Source organism: Bifidobacterium longum subsp. infantis ATCC 15697 = JCM 1222 = DSM 20088 (assembly GCF_000269965.1).
GTDB lineage: Bacteria > Actinomycetota > Actinomycetes > Actinomycetales > Bifidobacteriaceae > Bifidobacterium > Bifidobacterium infantis.
This window is the reverse complement of the sequence record NC_017219.1, coordinates 1,121,647-1,138,070: the sequence shown is the minus strand read 5'-3', so window position 1 is coordinate 1,138,070 and position 16,424 is coordinate 1,121,647. Positions and strand designations below refer to the sequence as shown.

Annotated in this window: 11 protein-coding genes and 1 other RNA gene; 5 read left to right on the top strand and 7 right to left on the bottom strand. The window is 60.3% G+C overall.

Annotated elements, in window-relative coordinates; genetic code table 11:
- Positions 1–27: 27 nt before the first annotated feature.
- The 3 genes from BLIJ_RS04870 to BLIJ_RS04860 all read right to left on the bottom strand — a co-directional run bounded on the left by BLIJ_RS04870 (position 28) and on the right by BLIJ_RS04860 (position 4,663).
- On the bottom strand, positions 28–2,346 hold the full coding sequence (locus tag BLIJ_RS04870; RefSeq protein WP_012577325.1) for a DNA gyrase/topoisomerase IV subunit B: 2,319 nt from the start codon (positions 2,344–2,346) through the stop codon (positions 28–30).
- Positions 2,347–2,403: 57 nt separating this feature from the next.
- Positions 2,404–3,798: an RNA polymerase sigma factor gene (locus tag BLIJ_RS04865; protein WP_012577324.1), complete on the bottom strand. Its 1,395-nt coding sequence runs from the start codon at positions 3,796–3,798 to the stop codon at positions 2,404–2,406.
- A 202-nt stretch (positions 3,799–4,000) separates the two neighbouring features.
- Positions 4,001–4,663: a DUF4192 family protein gene (locus tag BLIJ_RS04860; RefSeq protein WP_007052659.1), complete on the bottom strand. Its 663-nt coding sequence runs from the start codon at positions 4,661–4,663 to the stop codon at positions 4,001–4,003.
- Between the two features lie 206 nt (positions 4,664–4,869).
- On the opposite strand from BLIJ_RS04860, the gene BLIJ_RS04855 reads away from it, so the two are divergent.
- Both BLIJ_RS04855 and BLIJ_RS04850 read left to right on the top strand, forming a co-directional pair.
- Positions 4,870–5,952 carry a polyprenyl synthetase family protein gene (locus BLIJ_RS04855; RefSeq protein WP_012577323.1) on the top strand — a complete coding sequence of 361 codons (1,083 nt, stop codon included), beginning with the start codon at positions 4,870–4,872 and terminating at the stop codon, positions 5,950–5,952.
- Positions 5,953–6,095: 143 nt separating this feature from the next.
- Positions 6,096–8,366, top strand: a complete 2,271-nt coding sequence (locus BLIJ_RS04850) for a protein kinase domain-containing protein (protein ID WP_012577322.1) — start codon at positions 6,096–6,098, stop codon at positions 8,364–8,366.
- Between the two features lie 43 nt (positions 8,367–8,409).
- Here the strand turns inward: BLIJ_RS04850 and BLIJ_RS04845 are convergent, their stop codons facing one another.
- Positions 8,410–9,111, bottom strand: coding sequence for a lysophospholipid acyltransferase family protein (locus BLIJ_RS04845; RefSeq protein ID WP_012577321.1), 702 nt, complete (start codon positions 9,109–9,111; stop codon positions 8,410–8,412).
- Between the two features lie 60 nt (positions 9,112–9,171).
- On the opposite strand from BLIJ_RS04845, the gene BLIJ_RS04840 reads away from it, so the two are divergent.
- Entirely contained in the window at positions 9,172–9,828 is a 657-nt protein-coding gene (locus BLIJ_RS04840; protein WP_012577320.1) for a hypothetical protein, read from the top strand.
- Here the strand turns inward: BLIJ_RS04840 and trpD are convergent.
- Complete coding sequence (gene trpD / locus BLIJ_RS04835) at positions 9,825–10,871, bottom strand: anthranilate phosphoribosyltransferase (protein WP_012577319.1); 1,047 nt, start codon at positions 10,869–10,871, stop codon at positions 9,825–9,827. The two genes, BLIJ_RS04840 and trpD, sit on opposite strands and share 4 nt — an antisense overlap.
- A 223-nt stretch (positions 10,872–11,094) precedes the next feature.
- Between trpD and BLIJ_RS04830 the strand changes: the two genes are divergently transcribed.
- Complete coding sequence (locus tag BLIJ_RS04830; RefSeq protein WP_012577318.1) at positions 11,095–11,727, top strand: GDSL-type esterase/lipase family protein; 633 nt, start codon at positions 11,095–11,097, stop codon at positions 11,725–11,727.
- Positions 11,728–11,853: 126 nt separating this feature from the next.
- Here BLIJ_RS04830 and secA read toward each other — a convergent pair whose 3' ends face one another.
- Both secA and hpf read right to left on the bottom strand, forming a co-directional pair.
- Positions 11,854–14,748, bottom strand: coding sequence for a preprotein translocase subunit SecA (secA, locus tag BLIJ_RS04825; RefSeq protein WP_012577317.1), 2,895 nt, complete (start codon positions 14,746–14,748; stop codon positions 11,854–11,856).
- A 161-nt stretch (positions 14,749–14,909) separates the two neighbouring features.
- Positions 14,910–15,572 (bottom strand): ribosome hibernation-promoting factor, HPF/YfiA family, encoded by a 663-nt coding sequence (gene hpf / locus BLIJ_RS04820; protein WP_012577316.1) that lies wholly within the window; start codon positions 15,570–15,572, stop codon positions 14,910–14,912.
- A 473-nt stretch (positions 15,573–16,045) separates the two neighbouring features.
- Between hpf and rnpB the strand changes: the two genes are divergently transcribed.
- Positions 16,046–16,420, top strand: an RNA gene (gene rnpB, locus BLIJ_RS13100) — RNase P RNA component class A.
- Positions 16,421–16,424 lie beyond the last annotated feature (4 nt).

The following is a 16,424-nucleotide window of genomic DNA, read 5'->3' as shown; positions in this document are numbered from 1 at the left end:
CGATGTCATTATCAGCGACGTCTTCGATCAGGTATCGATCTTGGAGCGATCGAAATCGTCGGCGTTGTCGACGATGAACTGCTTGCGCGGCGGCACGTCGTCGCCCATCAGCAGGCTGAAAATCTCGGATGCCTGGGCGGCGTCCTCCATACGGATGCGGCGCAGCATGCGCGTGCGCGGGTCCATGGTGGTGTCCGCCAGCTGGTCGGCGTCCATCTCGCCCAGACCCTTGTATCGCTGGATGTCGTCGTTGTATCCGATGTGCTTCTTGTCGAGGTCGGCCAGTTTGCCGGCCAGCTCGTCATCGGAATACGTGTAGATGTATTCGCCCTTGTGCGAGCCGGTCAACGCGATGCGGTGCAGCGGCGGCACTGCGGCATACACGTAGCCGTGTTCGATGAGCGGACGCATGTATCGGTAGAACAGCGTCAGCAACAGGATACGGATATGAGCACCATCCACATCGGCATCGGTCATCATGATGATCTTGTGGTAGCGCGACTGTTCGATGTCAAAGCTCTGGCCGGAGCCGGCGCCCACCACCTGGATGATGGCTGCGCACTCCTTGTTGGAGAGCATCTGCGTGATCGACGCCTTCTGCACGTTCAGGATCTTGCCTCGAATCGGCAGCAGTGCCTGGAAACCGGCGTTGCGTGCGGCTTTGGCGGTACCGAGTGCGGAATCACCCTCGACGATGAACAGTTCGGCCACGTCGTCATTGCCCGGCTGGCAGTCGGAGAGTTTGGCCGGCATCGAGGCGGATTCGAGCGCGTTCTTGCGGCGCGTGACCTCCTTGGCCTTGCGCGACTGGATGCGTGCGTGCATTTCGCCGACGATTTTCTCCAGCACGCGGCCGGATTGTTCCTTGTACCCGCGCTTGGAGCCGGTGATCATCTCACCGAATTGCTTGTCGGTGAGCCGGGTGACGATCGGCTTGACCTGCGCGGTGCCGAGTACATCCTTGGTCTGGCCTTGGAACTGAGGTTCGGCCACGCGTGCGGTGACCACGGCCACGAGTCCGGCTTGGATATCGTCGCGCTCCACCTTCATGGCGGAGTCCTTCATGTTCACCTTGAGCTTGCGGGCGTTGTCTTCCACCGCCTTGCGAATCTGCTTGGTGATGGCGTTCATGAAACCGTCCACGTGAGTACCGCCGCCGGGCGTCTCCACGATGTTCACGAAGCTCATGATTGTGGTGTCATAGCCGTTGACCCATCGCAGGGCGATGTCCAAGCCGCAGGTGCGTTCGATTTCCTGGGCGTGCAGTTCGCCGCCCTCACCCACGGCCTGGGTCTCCTCCTTATAGGTGCCCTCGCCTTGGATGCGCCAGATGTCGGAGATCGGCTCGCCTTTGGACAGGAAGTCGACGAAGTCCTTGACGCCGCCGGTGTGCAGGAATTCCACGACGCGCGGGTGCGCGGGCTGTTCGCCGAACGCGCCGTCGACGACCTGGTCGCTGGCCGTCAGTGAGAAATTCTCCTCGGTCAGGCTCCCGGTACTGTCGACTTGGGTTTCGGTGGAGTCGCCGAAGAGTTCGGCATCGTTGGACGAGACGTCCAAAGCCGGCACCTGCTCTTGCACGGGTTCGACTGTGGCGGTATCAGCGGCCTCGACGGTGTCAGTCGCCGCCGTTTCGGGTACGTTTTCGTCGATGATGGTGATTTTGAGGCCGGGCACCAGGAAGCTGGTCTGACGCACGCGGTCGATGAGCTGTTCGTATGAGAACTCGGCGGTTTTGTTGAAGATCTCCGGATCATACCAGTAGCGAATACGGGTACCAGTGGTTTTGGGAGATACCTTGCCGATGATTTCCAGCTCGGTGGGTCGGTTCTTGCGAGTGCGCTTGAACGGGGAATCGGGAGACGGATTGGCCGGGTCGGCATCCGTGTATACGCCAGGGTGACCTTGGTGGAAGGTCATGTGGTGCGTCTTGCCGTCACGATCCACTTCGACGTCCAGTCGGGAGCTCAGGGCATTGACCACGGAGGAGCCCACGCCGTGCAGGCCACCGACGGCGTTATAAGACGAATTGCCGAACTTGGCACCGGCGTGCAGTTTGGTCAGTACGACCTCCACGCCGGACAGGCCGGTTTTCGGTTCCTTATCCACCGGAATGCCTCGGCCATTGTCCGCAACTTCCACGGAACCGTCGGTGTGCAAGGTGACTACGATATCGTTGCAGAAGCCGGCCAAGGCCTCATCCACGGAGTTGTCGATGATCTCCCACAAGCAGTGCATAAGCCCCTGCGAGTCGGTGGTGCCGATGTACATGCCCGGACGCTTGCGTACCGCATCCAAGCCCTCAAGAACAGCTAGGTCCTTGGCGCCGTATTCTTCTTTGGGCATACAGTCCTATTTTTCTCTTCAAATGCTTGGCTCCCCTCACAGAGGGGAGCCAGATGATCATTGATCCAGGAAGTCGCGCAGGGTCTGTGAACGGGACGGGTGGCGCAGCTTGGACATGGTCTTGGACTCGATCTGACGGATTCGTTCACGGGTCACGCCATACACACGGCCGATGTCGTCCAGCGTCTTCGGCTGGCCGTCTTCCAGGCCATAGCGCATCTTGATGACGCCGGCCTCACGCGGAGACAGGGTTTCCAGCACCTGCTTGAACTGTTCCTGCAGCAGGGAGAAGGCCACGGCGTCGGACGGAGCGATGGCGTCGGTATCCTCAATGAGGTCACCGAACTCGGAATCGCCATCCTCGCCAAGCGGGGTGTGCAGGGAAATCGGCTCGCGCCCGTACTTCTGCACTTCCTGCACCTTCTCAACCGGCATATCCAGCTCGCGGGCCAGCTCGTCCGGCGTAGGTTCACGCCCCAGATCCTGCAGCATCTGGCGCTGTACACGGGACAGCTTGTTGATCACTTCAACCATGTGCACAGGCACGCGAATGGTGCGGGCTTGATCGGCCATGGCACGGGTGATGGCCTGACGAATCCACCACGTGGCGTAGGTGGAGAACTTGAAGCCCTTCTTCCAGTCGAACTTCTCGACGGCACGAATCAGACCAAGGTTGCCTTCCTGGATCAAATCAAGGAAGAGCATGCCGCGACCCGTGTAGCGCTTGGCGAGCGAGACCACAAGTCGTAGGTTGGCTTCCAGCAGATGGTCCTTAGCCTTCTTGCCGTCGGCGGCGGCCCACTTGAGTTCACGCTTGCGCTTGAACTCCATGCCTTCGCTTTCGGTGTCGAGCAGGTGCTGGGCGTACAGGCCGGCCTCGATGCGCTCGGACAGGTCGACTTCCTGCTCGGCGTTCAGCAGGCTCACGCGGCCGATCTGCTTCAGGTAGTCCTTGACCGGGTCGGCGGTTGCGCCGGCCGCAATCACACGACGCTTCGGATTGCCCGAAGGGATGATGTTTTCTTCCTCATCATCCGTGTCGGAGACCACGTAGGCACCCTTTTCCTTGGGCTGCTCGGGTGCCGTGGACTTGGCTTCTTCCTCGTCCTCGTCCTCATCCTCTTCCACATCGTCGTCGTCGGCATCGTCTTCGTCAACGTCGTCCAGATCCTCGTCGAGATCGTCGACGTCCAAATCGTCGTCGTTGACCTCGGCATCGTCATCAAGCCCGTCATCGACCTGAGTGTCCTCGTCTTTGACGAGTTCATCGTCCTTGGCCTTCTTCGCGGTTTTCTTCGCGGCGGACTTGCGCGTGGTCTTTTCCGAGGGCTCTGCGGACTTGGACTTCTTGACGGAAGTCTTGCGTGCGGTGGTCGTAGAGCTGGCCTTCTTCTCGGTCTCCTCGCTGGACTCGGCTGTCTGCTTGGTTGCCGTCGTTTCCTTCGTGGCCAAAACTGCTCCTTCTGATCTCTCGCCGTGAAGCGCATATACCACATGGGCCCACTTCTAGCAAGGGCAAATCGTCAACTATGTGAGTAAACCACCCTCCACGGACGATTATTCCCACATCGTTGCCCGACGTGTTGCCGATCACCACACGCTTTCCTTCCGCGCATCGCGCGTAAAACCTCGGAGATCCGCCGTTTCTGTTCACTCAGCCCGAGCACCATGCCGGCGCCACGCCTCGATCGGCGGCTGAGAATATCATCGCCGCCAGCGAACAATCCTCATCGAGCAGCAGGCATCGCAAGGCGAACACCATTGCTCGTGGATCGCCCAGCCACCATAAGGTGTAAGCGATCACGGCCAATGGCTGTATGCAGTACGGCACCGGTGAGGCTTCCGCGATATCGAGCAACATACCGATGCCGGCATGGCAACGCTCCTTATCCGGCATCATGCCTTCATCCTCGAATGCGCAGGTCAGCAGCTCGCCCATTCGTGTTCTCGTACGTGCCAGATGCGGTCGCGCCGCGAATTCCATGAGCCATGACTTGGGGCAACGGCTTTCATCAATAACCAACGAGAGAATCAGCGCATCACGAATCGATAAGGTCTCGCGCATGCCCACCGCAAACGCGGCCATCGTCTCTCGGCCTAGGTCGGTGTTCCCGGCATCGAGACAAGACAGCCATTCGTCCAATGGTTCGGCCACCCAGTCGGCATTAGCCTGTTGCGCGCCTCGAAGTCGGCGATCATTGCGAAATTCCTGTGATCTCGTCTCCAACTCGTCAAAGCCAAAGGGCTCCGTCTGCTCGGCGGCGTGCCGTTTGGCGTGTCGGCTCTTACGCGGCTTGTGCGGCGTGTTGTTGTTCATCATGTCCTCCTTGACTAACGGTGTGCAATCTATTGGTGTTGTGGTGCGCGCCGAGCCAGATAGCTCATGCGCCGAGGGGGTGTGTGCCCACTATGGCTGAAAACGCCGTATGACGCAGGAAAAAACGACCATTGTGGTTCTAGCTTCAAAACCCTTGATTCCCAACGTTCTTGTGTTCTTCAAACCCTGTGGATAAGTTATTAGGCATGTGCACAACTGCTAACAACCGCGAAATCATCGAGCCACGCATCATTCAGTTGGTGCGGGAACTGACTGCCGCCCCCGCCACCGACGAGGTTACCGACGCCCTGAAACCGGTGATGGAACAGGTTGTGGACCAAGCCGCCTCCTCCAGCGAAGGCGGCAAACGACTGCGTGCGCTGCTCGCATTGGACGCCTTCGATATTCTTGCCGGCGACGTGACGCCTGATCGGCGTGACGCCATGATCGACCTGGCCTGCGCCATTGAAGTGTTTCAGACGGCCGCACTGGTGCATGACGACATCATTGACGAATCCGATCTGCGCCGGGGCAGGCCTTCCGCACATCGTGCCTTGGAACAGGCCGTACACAGCGGTGCCATAGGCCGTGGCTTGGGCCTGATGCTCGGCGACATTCTGGCCACTGCCTGCATTGAAATCACACGCCGGTCCGCCAGCCGTCTTCCCAACACCGATGCCCTGAACGAGGCGTTTCTTACCATGCAGCGTGAGGTGGAAATCGGCCAGGTACTGGACTTGGCCGTCGAGATGACCCCACTGTCTAATCCCGAAGCTCTGGCGAACGCCTCATTGAACGTATTCCGCTGGAAGACAGCCAGTTACACCACCATCGCTCCACTGCTGCTTGCACTGCTGGCCGCAGGAGAGAGCCCGGATCAGGCCAGGCATTGCGCGTTGGCCGTCGGCCGGCCGCTCGGACTGGCGTTCCAACTGGCGGATGACCTGTTGGATGTCGTCGGATCAAGCCGCAATACCGGAAAACCAGTTGGCGGAGACATCCGAGAAGGCAAACGCACAGTGCTGTTGGCTGATGCTCTGTCTGCGGCAGATACGGCGGATAAGGCCGATCTGATTGCCATCTTCGAAGAAGATTGTCGCAATGACAACCAGGTGGCCCGCACCATTGAACTGTTCACGTCGACCGGTGCTCTTGATCGATCCCGCGAGCGCATCGCTGCCCTATGGGGTGAGTCCCGTAAGGCGATTGCCGGTCTTGAGCTGAATTCCGAAGCGCAACGCCGTCTGACCGAGGCTTGTGCGCGATTCGTCCCCGAATCCTTGCGATAGTCCACAATGCGAGCCGCCGGACCATGAGACCATAAACACCGGTGAAAACCCGTGAAAGCTATGCGCTGATGCTCCGGCCGCGTAACCGGGGCCATGTACACTGAACATGTTCAGTCGTGATTAAAGGAACCGTACGATACAACATGAGTGAGAACGAGCCCGCACAGATGATTGAGGGACGCTACCGCATCGTGCGCAATATCGCCGAGGGTGGTATGGCCACCGTGTATGAGGCCATCGATGAGCGTCTGGGGCGCACCGTGGCGATTAAGGTCATGCACACACAACTCGCCAAAGGCCCGCATCGGGAGCAGTTCGTCGAACGGTTCCGCCGCGAAGCCAATTCGGCCGCGTCCATCGCCAACCCGCACATCGTTCAGGTGTATGACACCGGCGAGTTCAATGGACTTGATTTTCTGGTCATGGAATATGTGCATGGCGTCAATCTGCGGCATGAGATGAACGCCCAAGGCACATTCTCCGTGCGTGAGACACTGCGCGTGGTCGCGGAAACGCTGGATGGTCTGGCTTCCGCGCATCGCGCCGGCGTGGTCCACCGTGACATCAAGCCCGAGAACATTTTGATCAATGATCGCGGCCATGTGCAGATCACTGATTTCGGTCTGGCCAAGGCCGCCAGCCAAGCCACATTGAGCTCCACCGGCATGCTATTGGGCACCGCCGCTTATCTGGCTCCCGAAATGATCGAGAACAATCAGGCCACCGCGCAAGGCGACCTGTATTCCGTGGGCATCATGGCATGGGAGATGCTGACCGGCAAAGTGCCGTTCGATTCGGATAATCCGGTGACGCTTGTCTTCAAGCATGTTCATGAGGACGTGCCGTCCGTGGCCACGGTCTGTCAGGGCATTGATCCGTCCGTGGCGGCGTTCATCGCCCATCTGACCGCGCGTCAGGTGGATGTCCGCCCCACCGATGGCGCGGCAGCAGCTGAGGAATTGAGCCAGTTGGCCGCCAAATTGCCGCTGGAGGCGTGGCAATACCGTTTGCATGCCGAACCCATTGGAGGTGATCATACCGATGCCACCGCTGCAGCGCTGGTAGGCAATATCGCCGAGCAGGCCCCGCTGACCGGCGTACCTGCCGGTGCAGCAACGTTCGAGCCGTCCGTACCGGCGTTTTTGGCCGATGATGTCGCAAGCAATACCGCCGATACCGGTGGCGCCGCAGACGTCAATCCTCCGGCTCCTCCGGTCGCCCCCACCACGGCACTTGATTCGTCGACGCCAGCCGATGCTTCGGCTCCCCATAAGACGCAAATCATGGCACAGTCCGGCAGCGAGACACAAGTGCTGCCTCAGGCCGGCGATGCCTTCACCCGAGCGCCTGCCCTTTCCGATGAGCCGGACGTCGCTTCCAATGGCACCGGGCCAAAGAAGCAGCGCAGCAAAAACCGCTTCATCGTACTGGTGATCGTGCTGGTACTGGCTGCAATCGGCGGAACCGCCGGCTGGTGGTGGTTTGCCGGACCGGGCAGCTATTGGAGTGTGCCCAAGCCGGATGACGTGACCTGCGATGCGAATGCAGGCACCGAATGTTCGCTGACCGGCGCGGATTGGGCCACGTATGAAAGCACGTTGAAGGCTTTCGGCATCCCCTACAAGACGCACGAGGAATACAGCGACGACGTGGCGGAAGGCAAGATCATCTCTTCTTCCGTGAACAAGACCAAGGCCGTTGTGAACAGCCACATAAGCAAGCGAGCCAATCAGGAGCTTACGGTGGTGGTGTCCAAGGGCGTACGGATGGCCACCATCCCGAAGGATATTCTCGACGCGAATTCGGCCAATGGCAAGAATCCGTTGAACGCGCTCAAGAAAGCTGGCTTCGATAATGTCAAGCATGACGAGTCGAAGGATGAGTATTCGATGGACACGCCGCAGGGTGTGGCGTTGACGATTTCCCCTGATCCCGGTACCACGGCCAAGCACAACGATGAGGTGACGATTACTTTGAGCAAGGGACCGATGCCGGTGACCATGCCTGACATCGTCGGTAAGACCCAGTATGAGATGCAAGCCGCGCTCGGCGAGTTGAAGCTCACGGCCAATGTCACCGAACAGTACGATGACAAGGTCGAGGCTGGTCAAGTCATTTCCGCGTCTCAGGAAGCCGGAGCCCAGCTGAAGTGGGGAGATAGCGTGGACGTGGTGATTTCCAAGGGTCCGGAGATGGCGACGATACCGTCCGGCCTTGTCGGCAAACAGGAAAGCGCCGTGACCAAGACGCTTGAGAGTCTCGGGTTCAAGGTGAAAGCCGACAAGGTGCTCGGTGGCCTGTTCGGCACGGTACGTACCGTGAAAAGCGGCGATACGGACCTCTCCAACGGCGGCAAGACTCGCTTGCGCGACGCCAACGGCAACCCCACCGTCATCACCCTCACCATCGTGTGAGAGTAATCGACTGGCTCCCCTCGCTGAGGGGAGCCAACACACATTATTCGGCTTCTTCGGCGGCCTGCTGGGCCTTGAGCTCGGCCTTGACCTTCTGGGCGTATTCGTTCACGAATTCCTGACCGCTCATTTTCTGGATTGCGGCGGAAACACGATCGGTCAGCGAGCGCAAATCATCATGTGTAATCTCATCGACCGGCTTCTTCGCAACCTCAATCGGCTTACCATACAGCACCTTGGTCTTGCCCTTCTTGGGAATCGACGTGCCAATCGGCTGCAGCTTGTCCGAGCCGATGATGGCGGTCGGCACAATCGGGCAACCGGTCTCGAGCGCAAGTCGTGCGGCACCGGTGTGTCCCTTGTACAGTCGACCGTCCGGGCTGCGCGTGCCTTCAATGTGGATACCGAACAGGTGCCCATCCTCGATAATCTCGCGTGCGTGCTCGAGTGCGCCAAGCGACTTGCTGCCACCGGAACGATCAACCGGGAACACGCCCACGGACGTGAACCACCACTTCTTGAACTTGCCCTTCAATCCCTTGCCCTCGAAGTATTCGGCTTTGCCCATGAAGTGCACCATGCGCGGGCAGGTAATCGGAATCAAAGCATCATCAATCACCGCCAGATGGTTGGCTGCGATAATCGCGCCACCCTCTCGAGGCACGTTATTCAGTCCGCTGACAGCAGGGCTCAAACGATGACGAGCAATAGGGCCGAGACCTTTGACGAAGAACCAGTAGAGCACTTGGCATTCCTCCCGCAGACGAACTAGCCATTGGCCGGTCGCCTGATTAGAGTGACAGTTATGACTGAGAACCAGAATAGCAATGCCGACGGAAAGCGGCCAACCCCCACGCCGGGCAACGGACAGGATTACGGCATTTCGCCCCGGACGCCCGGAGACGGCGACGACGGGTCGCATGGCACGAACGATCTGGATTCGGCGTGGGCCGCATTCGAAGCCGAACATCAGGCCGACCTGCACGACGTGGCTTCCTCGCGCCAGGCCAGAAAGTTCGAGAAGCAGGCCAAAAAACGCGAGAAGGAGGCCCTGCTTTCCGTGAACGATCTGGACATCGGATCGTTCACCGATGACGTCCGTCCCGGCCGCGGTGGCAGACGTTCTGGCCCGCGCGATTTCACCGGTTCCAGCTGGCTGGACGTCGACAACGGCATGGACGCGCATGACGATGGCGGCTTCACTCCCCCGAACCCCGACCTCGGGCCGGTCAGGACGTCCACGATGCTGCTGGTGACGCTGCTCGTCGTCGGTCTCGTGGGCGAGATGGTGATGGTGCTCGTTCCCGGTTTGAATTCGATTCCGCTATTGGGCCCGTTGCTCAACATCCTCTTCGGATTGGGCGTCCTTCTCGGCTTGGGTGGTCTGGTGGCGGGAATCCTCAACCGCAAAGACCACCCAGGGAACCGGGGCGGATACTACGACGACGGCGCACGGGTCTAACGCTTGGACTGGGCGGTTTCGATCCACTTGTTGAACAGGGCTTCAGCCTTGCCGGAGTCGACAGCATCCTCGGCCAGTTTGTAGGCCTCGGCGAAGCGCTCGGCCAGTGTGCCGTTGCCGACCAGATTGCCGTCAGCCACGATGGCGGAGGCAGCGTTCAGCAGCGCGGTGGTGCGGGAAGGAACGTCCTTGGCGGCCAGGAATTCCCTGAATGCGTTGGCGTTCGTATCCGGCGTCCCACCTTTGAGTTGCCCGACGGTGATGGCTTCCAAACCCAGATCCACGGTGGGGTCGAACTCGGATTCGTCGACCCTGCCGTCACGAATCTCCCATACGCTCACCGGGCCGGTGGGAGCGAGCTCATCCATACCCTCATGCGAGGTGTAGACCAGACCTGACTGGCCGCGGCTGGCATACACGGCGGCCATGATCGGACTCATCGACCGGTCGGCGCATCCGACGGCCACATGTGCGGGATTGGCCGGATTGGTCAGCGGCCCCAAAACGTTGAACACGCACGGGATGCCCAACGCGGAGCGGATCGGGCCCACGAAACGCATGGCCGGGTGGAAGGTGCGGGCGAATGCGAAGGTGATACCCACCTCGTCGCCGACTTCCGCGACCGCCTCGGGCTTCAGATCCAACGGCAGTCCGAGGTCCTCGAGCACGTCGGCGGCACCGCACTTCGAAGACGCCGCGCGGTTGCCGTGCTTGACGATTGTCACGCCGGCGGCTGCAGCGGCCACGGAACCCATGGTGGACAGGTTCACGGTGGCGAATCCGTCTCCGCCGGTGCCCACGATGTCGGTGCTCTCACCGGACACGTGCAGCGGCACGGCATGGCGAACCATGGCTTTGGCGGCACCGCGAACCTCCTCGGCGGTCAGACCCAGCTGCTCCTGCATGGCGAGCGCAGCACCGACGGCGGCGGGGTCCGCGTTGCCCTGCATCAGATCGTCCACAAACCACTCCGATTCCCCGGCTGTGAGATGGTCTCCCCCGACCAGCTTGGTGAGAATCGACTTCCATGTGATATCGGCCATGATGCCCTCCTCGACGCTTCCGGGCGCCCGTGTCATTGTCATTGTGCCGCCAATTGTAACGGCTCGGCGCTCCCTCATGTGTTCCCGTCCGTATCACGAACATCCATCGGCCGGCACCTCGCACCGTGTGCGCCCGGGCGGGCTACGGCAAACGTCGGGAACGCTTGGCGCCGATCGATGTATGATGTGTGCGTTGCTGCCCGTCTTCAAGAAGGATTCATCTATGAAGAACGTATTATGTTTCGGCGACTCCAACACCTTCGGCACCGATCCCGCGGATCCCGGAACCAGGCACCCTCTCGACGTGCGATGGCCGGGGCGTCTGGCCTCGCTGTTGGGGGATGGATGGCATGTCATCGAAGAGGGTATGAGCGGTCGCACCTCCGTGTTCGACAACCCTTTGGAGCCGCATCGTTCCGGTATGGAGGCACTTCCGATCGTATTGCAATCGCACTGTCCGCTCGATTACGCGATTGTGATGCTGGGTACCAATGACCTCAAAGAGATGTTCAATGCATCATCGCGCATCGTCGCGGCAGGCGCCGAAATGGTCGCACGCACGATTCGCGATTACGACTATGCGGGTTGCGGGCCGGCGCCGAGAATCCTTCTCGTCTCCCCCATCCACATCAAACCCGGAGTTCCCTATGCCAGTTTCGCGCAGAGCGCCGTCGAACGCTCGCACGAACTGTCTCGCTGGTACCGCAAGGCCGCCGAACGTAATGGGTGGCTGTTCCTCGACGCCGCGACGGTCGCCGAACCCAGCGATCTCGATAAACTGCACATGAATCCGGAAGGCCACGCGAGACTCGCCGATGCAATCGCCGGGATACTGTTGGCGGACGCCGCCAGATAATGCAGGACCATCATACCGATCGTGAATAACGCCGGGGCCGGCACCCATATCATTGGGCGCCGGCCCCGGCGTATATCCGTTCGGTCGTCGAACCATCGGATGGTCAATGCCGATTCATCGTCACCGTCACGCTTCGTTCTGGCCGTGGCACATCTTGTACTTGCGGCCGGAACCGCACGGGCACGGGGCGTTCTTGCCGGTGCCAGGGAAGGTGCGGCCGTCGGCCCATGGCGTCTTGAGCTCTTCGCTCTTCGGACGCTTGGAAACCGGAACCTTGCCTTCGGCGTGGCTGACCGGAGCCGGGCCGGCAACAGGCAGCGTGGACTCGCCGGCCTCGGAGGCGGCTGCGGATTCGGCAATCGCCTGCTTGGCGTCCGTATCCTCGTCCTCTTCTTCGACTTCGCCCTCGGCGGCCTCGACCACGGATTCGCCGTTCTCGTCGGGGCCGGAGGCCACGGCGATGGTGTCGGCGCTTTCGGCGGTCTCCTCGACCTCGTCAACGGCATCGTCGGTGGTGGCGACCTGCTTGATGTCGATGTGGAACAGCAGCTGGACGGTCTCCTCCTTGATGGCCTCGATCATGGAGTTGTACATCTGGTAGCCTTCGCGCTGGTATTCGACCAGCGGGTCGCGCTGGCCCATGCCACGCAGGCCGATGCCGTCCTTGAGGTAATCCATCTCGTAAAGGTGCTCGCGCCACTTGCGGTCGAGCACGGCGAGCACCACGCGACGTTCGAGATCGCGCAAGCCGGTCTCGCCGATGGTCTCCTCCATTTCGCCGTACTGCTGCCTGGCGTCCTCGACGATCAGGTCGCGCACGGCCTCGACGGCCTTCGCACCCTTGAGGCCGCCGACGATCTTCCTGACCTCGTCTTCGTCGACCTTGGTGGGAATCACGGTGTTGAGCGCCTTGAACAGGCCCTCCCAATCCCAGTCCTTCGGTTTCTCGGATCCCTTGTTGGCACCCTTGATGTAGGACTCGACGGTGTCGGAAATGAAACGCAGGATGTCCTTGTGGATGTCTTCGCCCTTGAGCACGGCCTGGCGCTCGGAGTAGATGACCGTGCGCTGCTTGTTCATCACGTCGTCATACTTCAACACGTTCTTGCGAATCTCATAGTTACGGGATTCGACGGCCTTCTGCGCGGTGCGCACGCCCTTGGTGACGGACTTGGCCTCGATCGGTTGGCCTTCCTCCATGCCCCTGGCCATGACCTGGGCCACCAGCTGGGTGTTGAACAGACGCATCAGGTCATCTTCCAGCGACAGGTAGAAGCGGGATTCACCCGGGTCGCCCTGGCGGCCGGAACGACCGCGCAACTGGTTGTCGATTCGACGGGACTCGTGGCGTTCGGTGCCGAGCACATACAGGCCGCCCAGTTCCTTGACCTCCTCATGCTCGTCCTTGACCTGGGCCTTGATCTCGTTCAGGGTGCCCGGCCAACGCTTCTCATACTCCTCCGGGGTGTCCTCCGGAGAGTAGCCCTCGGACTTCAGTTTGGCGTCGGCAAGGAACTCGACGTTGCCGCCGAGCATGATGTCGGTACCACGGCCGGCCATGTTGGTGGCCACGGTGACGGCGCCCTTGCGGCCGGCGACGGCGACCACGGCGGCTTCCTTCTCGTGCTGCTTGGCGTTCAGGACCTGGTGCGGGATCTTCGCCACGTCGAGCAGGGCGGAGACCACTTCGGAGCTTTCCACGGAGGCGGTGCCGAGCAGCACCGGCTGGCCCTCGGCGTGACGCTTGGCCACGTCCTTGACGATGGCGGCCAGCTTCTCCTTCTTGGTGCGGTAGATGAGGTCGTCCTGGTCCTTGCGGATCATCGGCTTGTTGGTCTTGATCGGCAGCACGCCCAGCTTGTAGGTGTTCATGAACTCGGCGGCCTCGGTTTCGGCCGTACCGGTCATGCCCGCGAGCTTGTCGTACATACGGAAGTAGTTCTGCAGGGTGATGGTGGCGAAGGTCTGGTTCTCGGCCTTGACCTCCACGCCTTCCTTGGCTTCGATGGCCTGGTGCAGGCCCTCGTTGTAGCGGCGGCCCGGCAGGATACGGCCGGTGTGCTCGTCGACGATGAGCACCTCGCCTTGGGTGACGACGTAGTCCTTGTCACGCAGGAACAGTTCCTTGGCCTTGATGGCGTTGTTGAGGTAGCCGATCAGGGCGGTGTTGGCCGGCTCATACAGGTTGTCGATGCCGAGGAAGTCCTCGACCTTGGTGATGCCCGGGTCCAGGATGCCGACGACCTTCTTCTTCTCGTCGACGTCGTAGTCCTCGTCGCGGGTGAGCTTCAGCACCAGCTTGGCGAACTGACGGTACCAGCGGGTCACGTCGCCTTCGGCCGGGCCGGAGATGATAAGCGGGGTACGGGCCTCGTCGATGAGGATGGAATCGACCTCATCGACGATGGCGTAGTGGTGGCCGCGTTGCACGAGGTCGGCCTTCTCCCAGGCCATGTTGTCACGCAGGTAGTCGAAGCCGAACTCGTTGTTGGTGCCATAGGTGATGTCGGCGTTGTACTGCTTGCGGCGCTCCGGCGGCTTCTGCTCGGTGATGATGCAGCCGACGTTCATGCCGAGGAAACGGTAGATACGGCCCATCAGCTCGCTCTGGTAGCTGGCAAGGTAGTCGTTGACGGTGACCACGTGCACGCCCTTGCCTTCGAGGGCGTTCAGATAGGTGGGCAGGGTGGCGACCAGGGTCTTGCCTTCACCGGTCTTCATTTCGGCGATGTTGCCCCAGTGTAGGGCGGCACCGCCCATGAGCTGCACGTCGAAGTGACGCTGGCCAAGGGTGCGCTTGGAAACCTCGCGCACGGTGGCGAACGCCTCGGGCATGATCTCGTCCAGGCTCTTGCCGTTTTCGATCTCCTGCTTGAACTTCGGGGTTTGGGCCTTCAGATCCTCGTCAGAGAGGGCGGAGATCTCATCCTCCAGAGCGTTCACGGCCTTGGCCACGTTCTCCAGCTTCTTGAGCTGGTGGCCTTCACCCATTCGCAGGGCTTTGTCAACAATATCGACCACTGGGTTCTCCCTTGACTGATAAGTGGTGGTGTCCGCGTACCAGAATAGCGCCTCGCACCGTCAGCAGTCGATTTTTTCGACCTTCTTACGAAAAAATGGACCGCCTCCATATTGGAAGCGGTCCATGCGGTATCAGCTGATCGTGTCAGCAGGCCTTACCTTCAGGCCTTCTTGACATTCTCCGGAGTATCGATTTCGAACACGCCGTAGCTCCAACCGTGACGGTGGTAGACGACGGACGGGCGTCCGGTCTCCTTGTTCACGAACAGGAAGAAGTCGTGTCCGATCAGTTCCATCTCGTACAGCGCCTCGTCGATGCTCATAGGCTCGGCGATGTGCAGCTTGCGACGGATGACAATCGGCGTATCCCCAACCTGGACCTCCACGGATTCGCCAGGGCCAAGATCGGAGGCGACCGCAGCCTGCGGGCTGTTGTTCGGCTCTTCCTCCGACTCCTCCGGCTCGGTCTCCGGGGCGATAACACCCAGATCCACCGGGACCGGGTTCGCGTAACCACGACGGTGATCCTTGCGACGGTCACGAGTACGACGCAGACGCAGCGTCAACTTATCCAGCGCCATGTCCAGCGCGCTGAATTCATCGGTGCTGGAAGCCTCCGCACGCACCACGGTACGTCCGGCGATAACGGTGATTTCCACGCGCTTGGCGGTATCGGCCTGACGCGGGTTGCCCTCATGGGTCAGCACAATCTGCGCGCGCTGAGCATCCGGGGCGATAGCGGTCACACGATTCATCTTGGTCTCGACCACATCACGGAACCTTTGCTTGACCTGCGTGTGGCGTCCGGTAACGACGATTTCCATGTTGACCTCCTCTAACTCAAGCGGTGTAACCCGCTATATGTGTTCCGAACGGCATCATCACCGACCGGGTATGTTTCATTGTAGACGAACAATGGGTGAACGGCCGGAAACTCGCCCAGAGAATATATGTTTGTCTCCGGGCTTTTCTCTGCAATGAAACGATGTATATACTGGGCTTTTGGCAGCAGTCTCCTATAAGAAGATTTGATACCGGTTTATCAGGCTGGCTTGTTTGTTCGTCATGGTAAATACTGCAATGGATAGGCAGCGTTTTCTTGCTCTTTCTCGCACATACCAAGCTCTTACAGATTTGATTCGTCTCCATACGACACGCCCGACACGCCCCATCCGATATTCGGCGCGTCGTTCACGAATCGCCCAACTATGGAGAAAACAGGATAACCGGGCAACGTCATGGCCTCACCGCAGGGCGGGATGCCGCCTTTTCCGCACCTTATGTATAATTGCAAGCTTGAGACCTCTTGATGGCCGCGGCCGTGATCTTCATTGGGATCGGCTGAGGAACTTCCGGGCTCCATAGAGCACGATGGCGGATAACGTCCGCCCAGGGTGACCTGAGAGATAGCGCAACAGAGAACAGACCGCCCGTCCTCGACGGGTAAGGGTGAAACGGCGGTGTAAGAGACCACCGGGCCTCTGGTAACAGTAGGTCGCATGGCAAGCCTCATCGGGAGCAAGGCCAAGCAGATGGCGGTAAGGGCTGCTCGCCCGTGTCATCGGGTAGGCTGCTAGAGCCTGGCGGTAACGTCAGGTCGAGATGGATGGCCATCCGTGCTGCGCGTTCGCGCACGGCACGACAGAACCCGGGGTATGAGAGGTCTCATTTTTTTT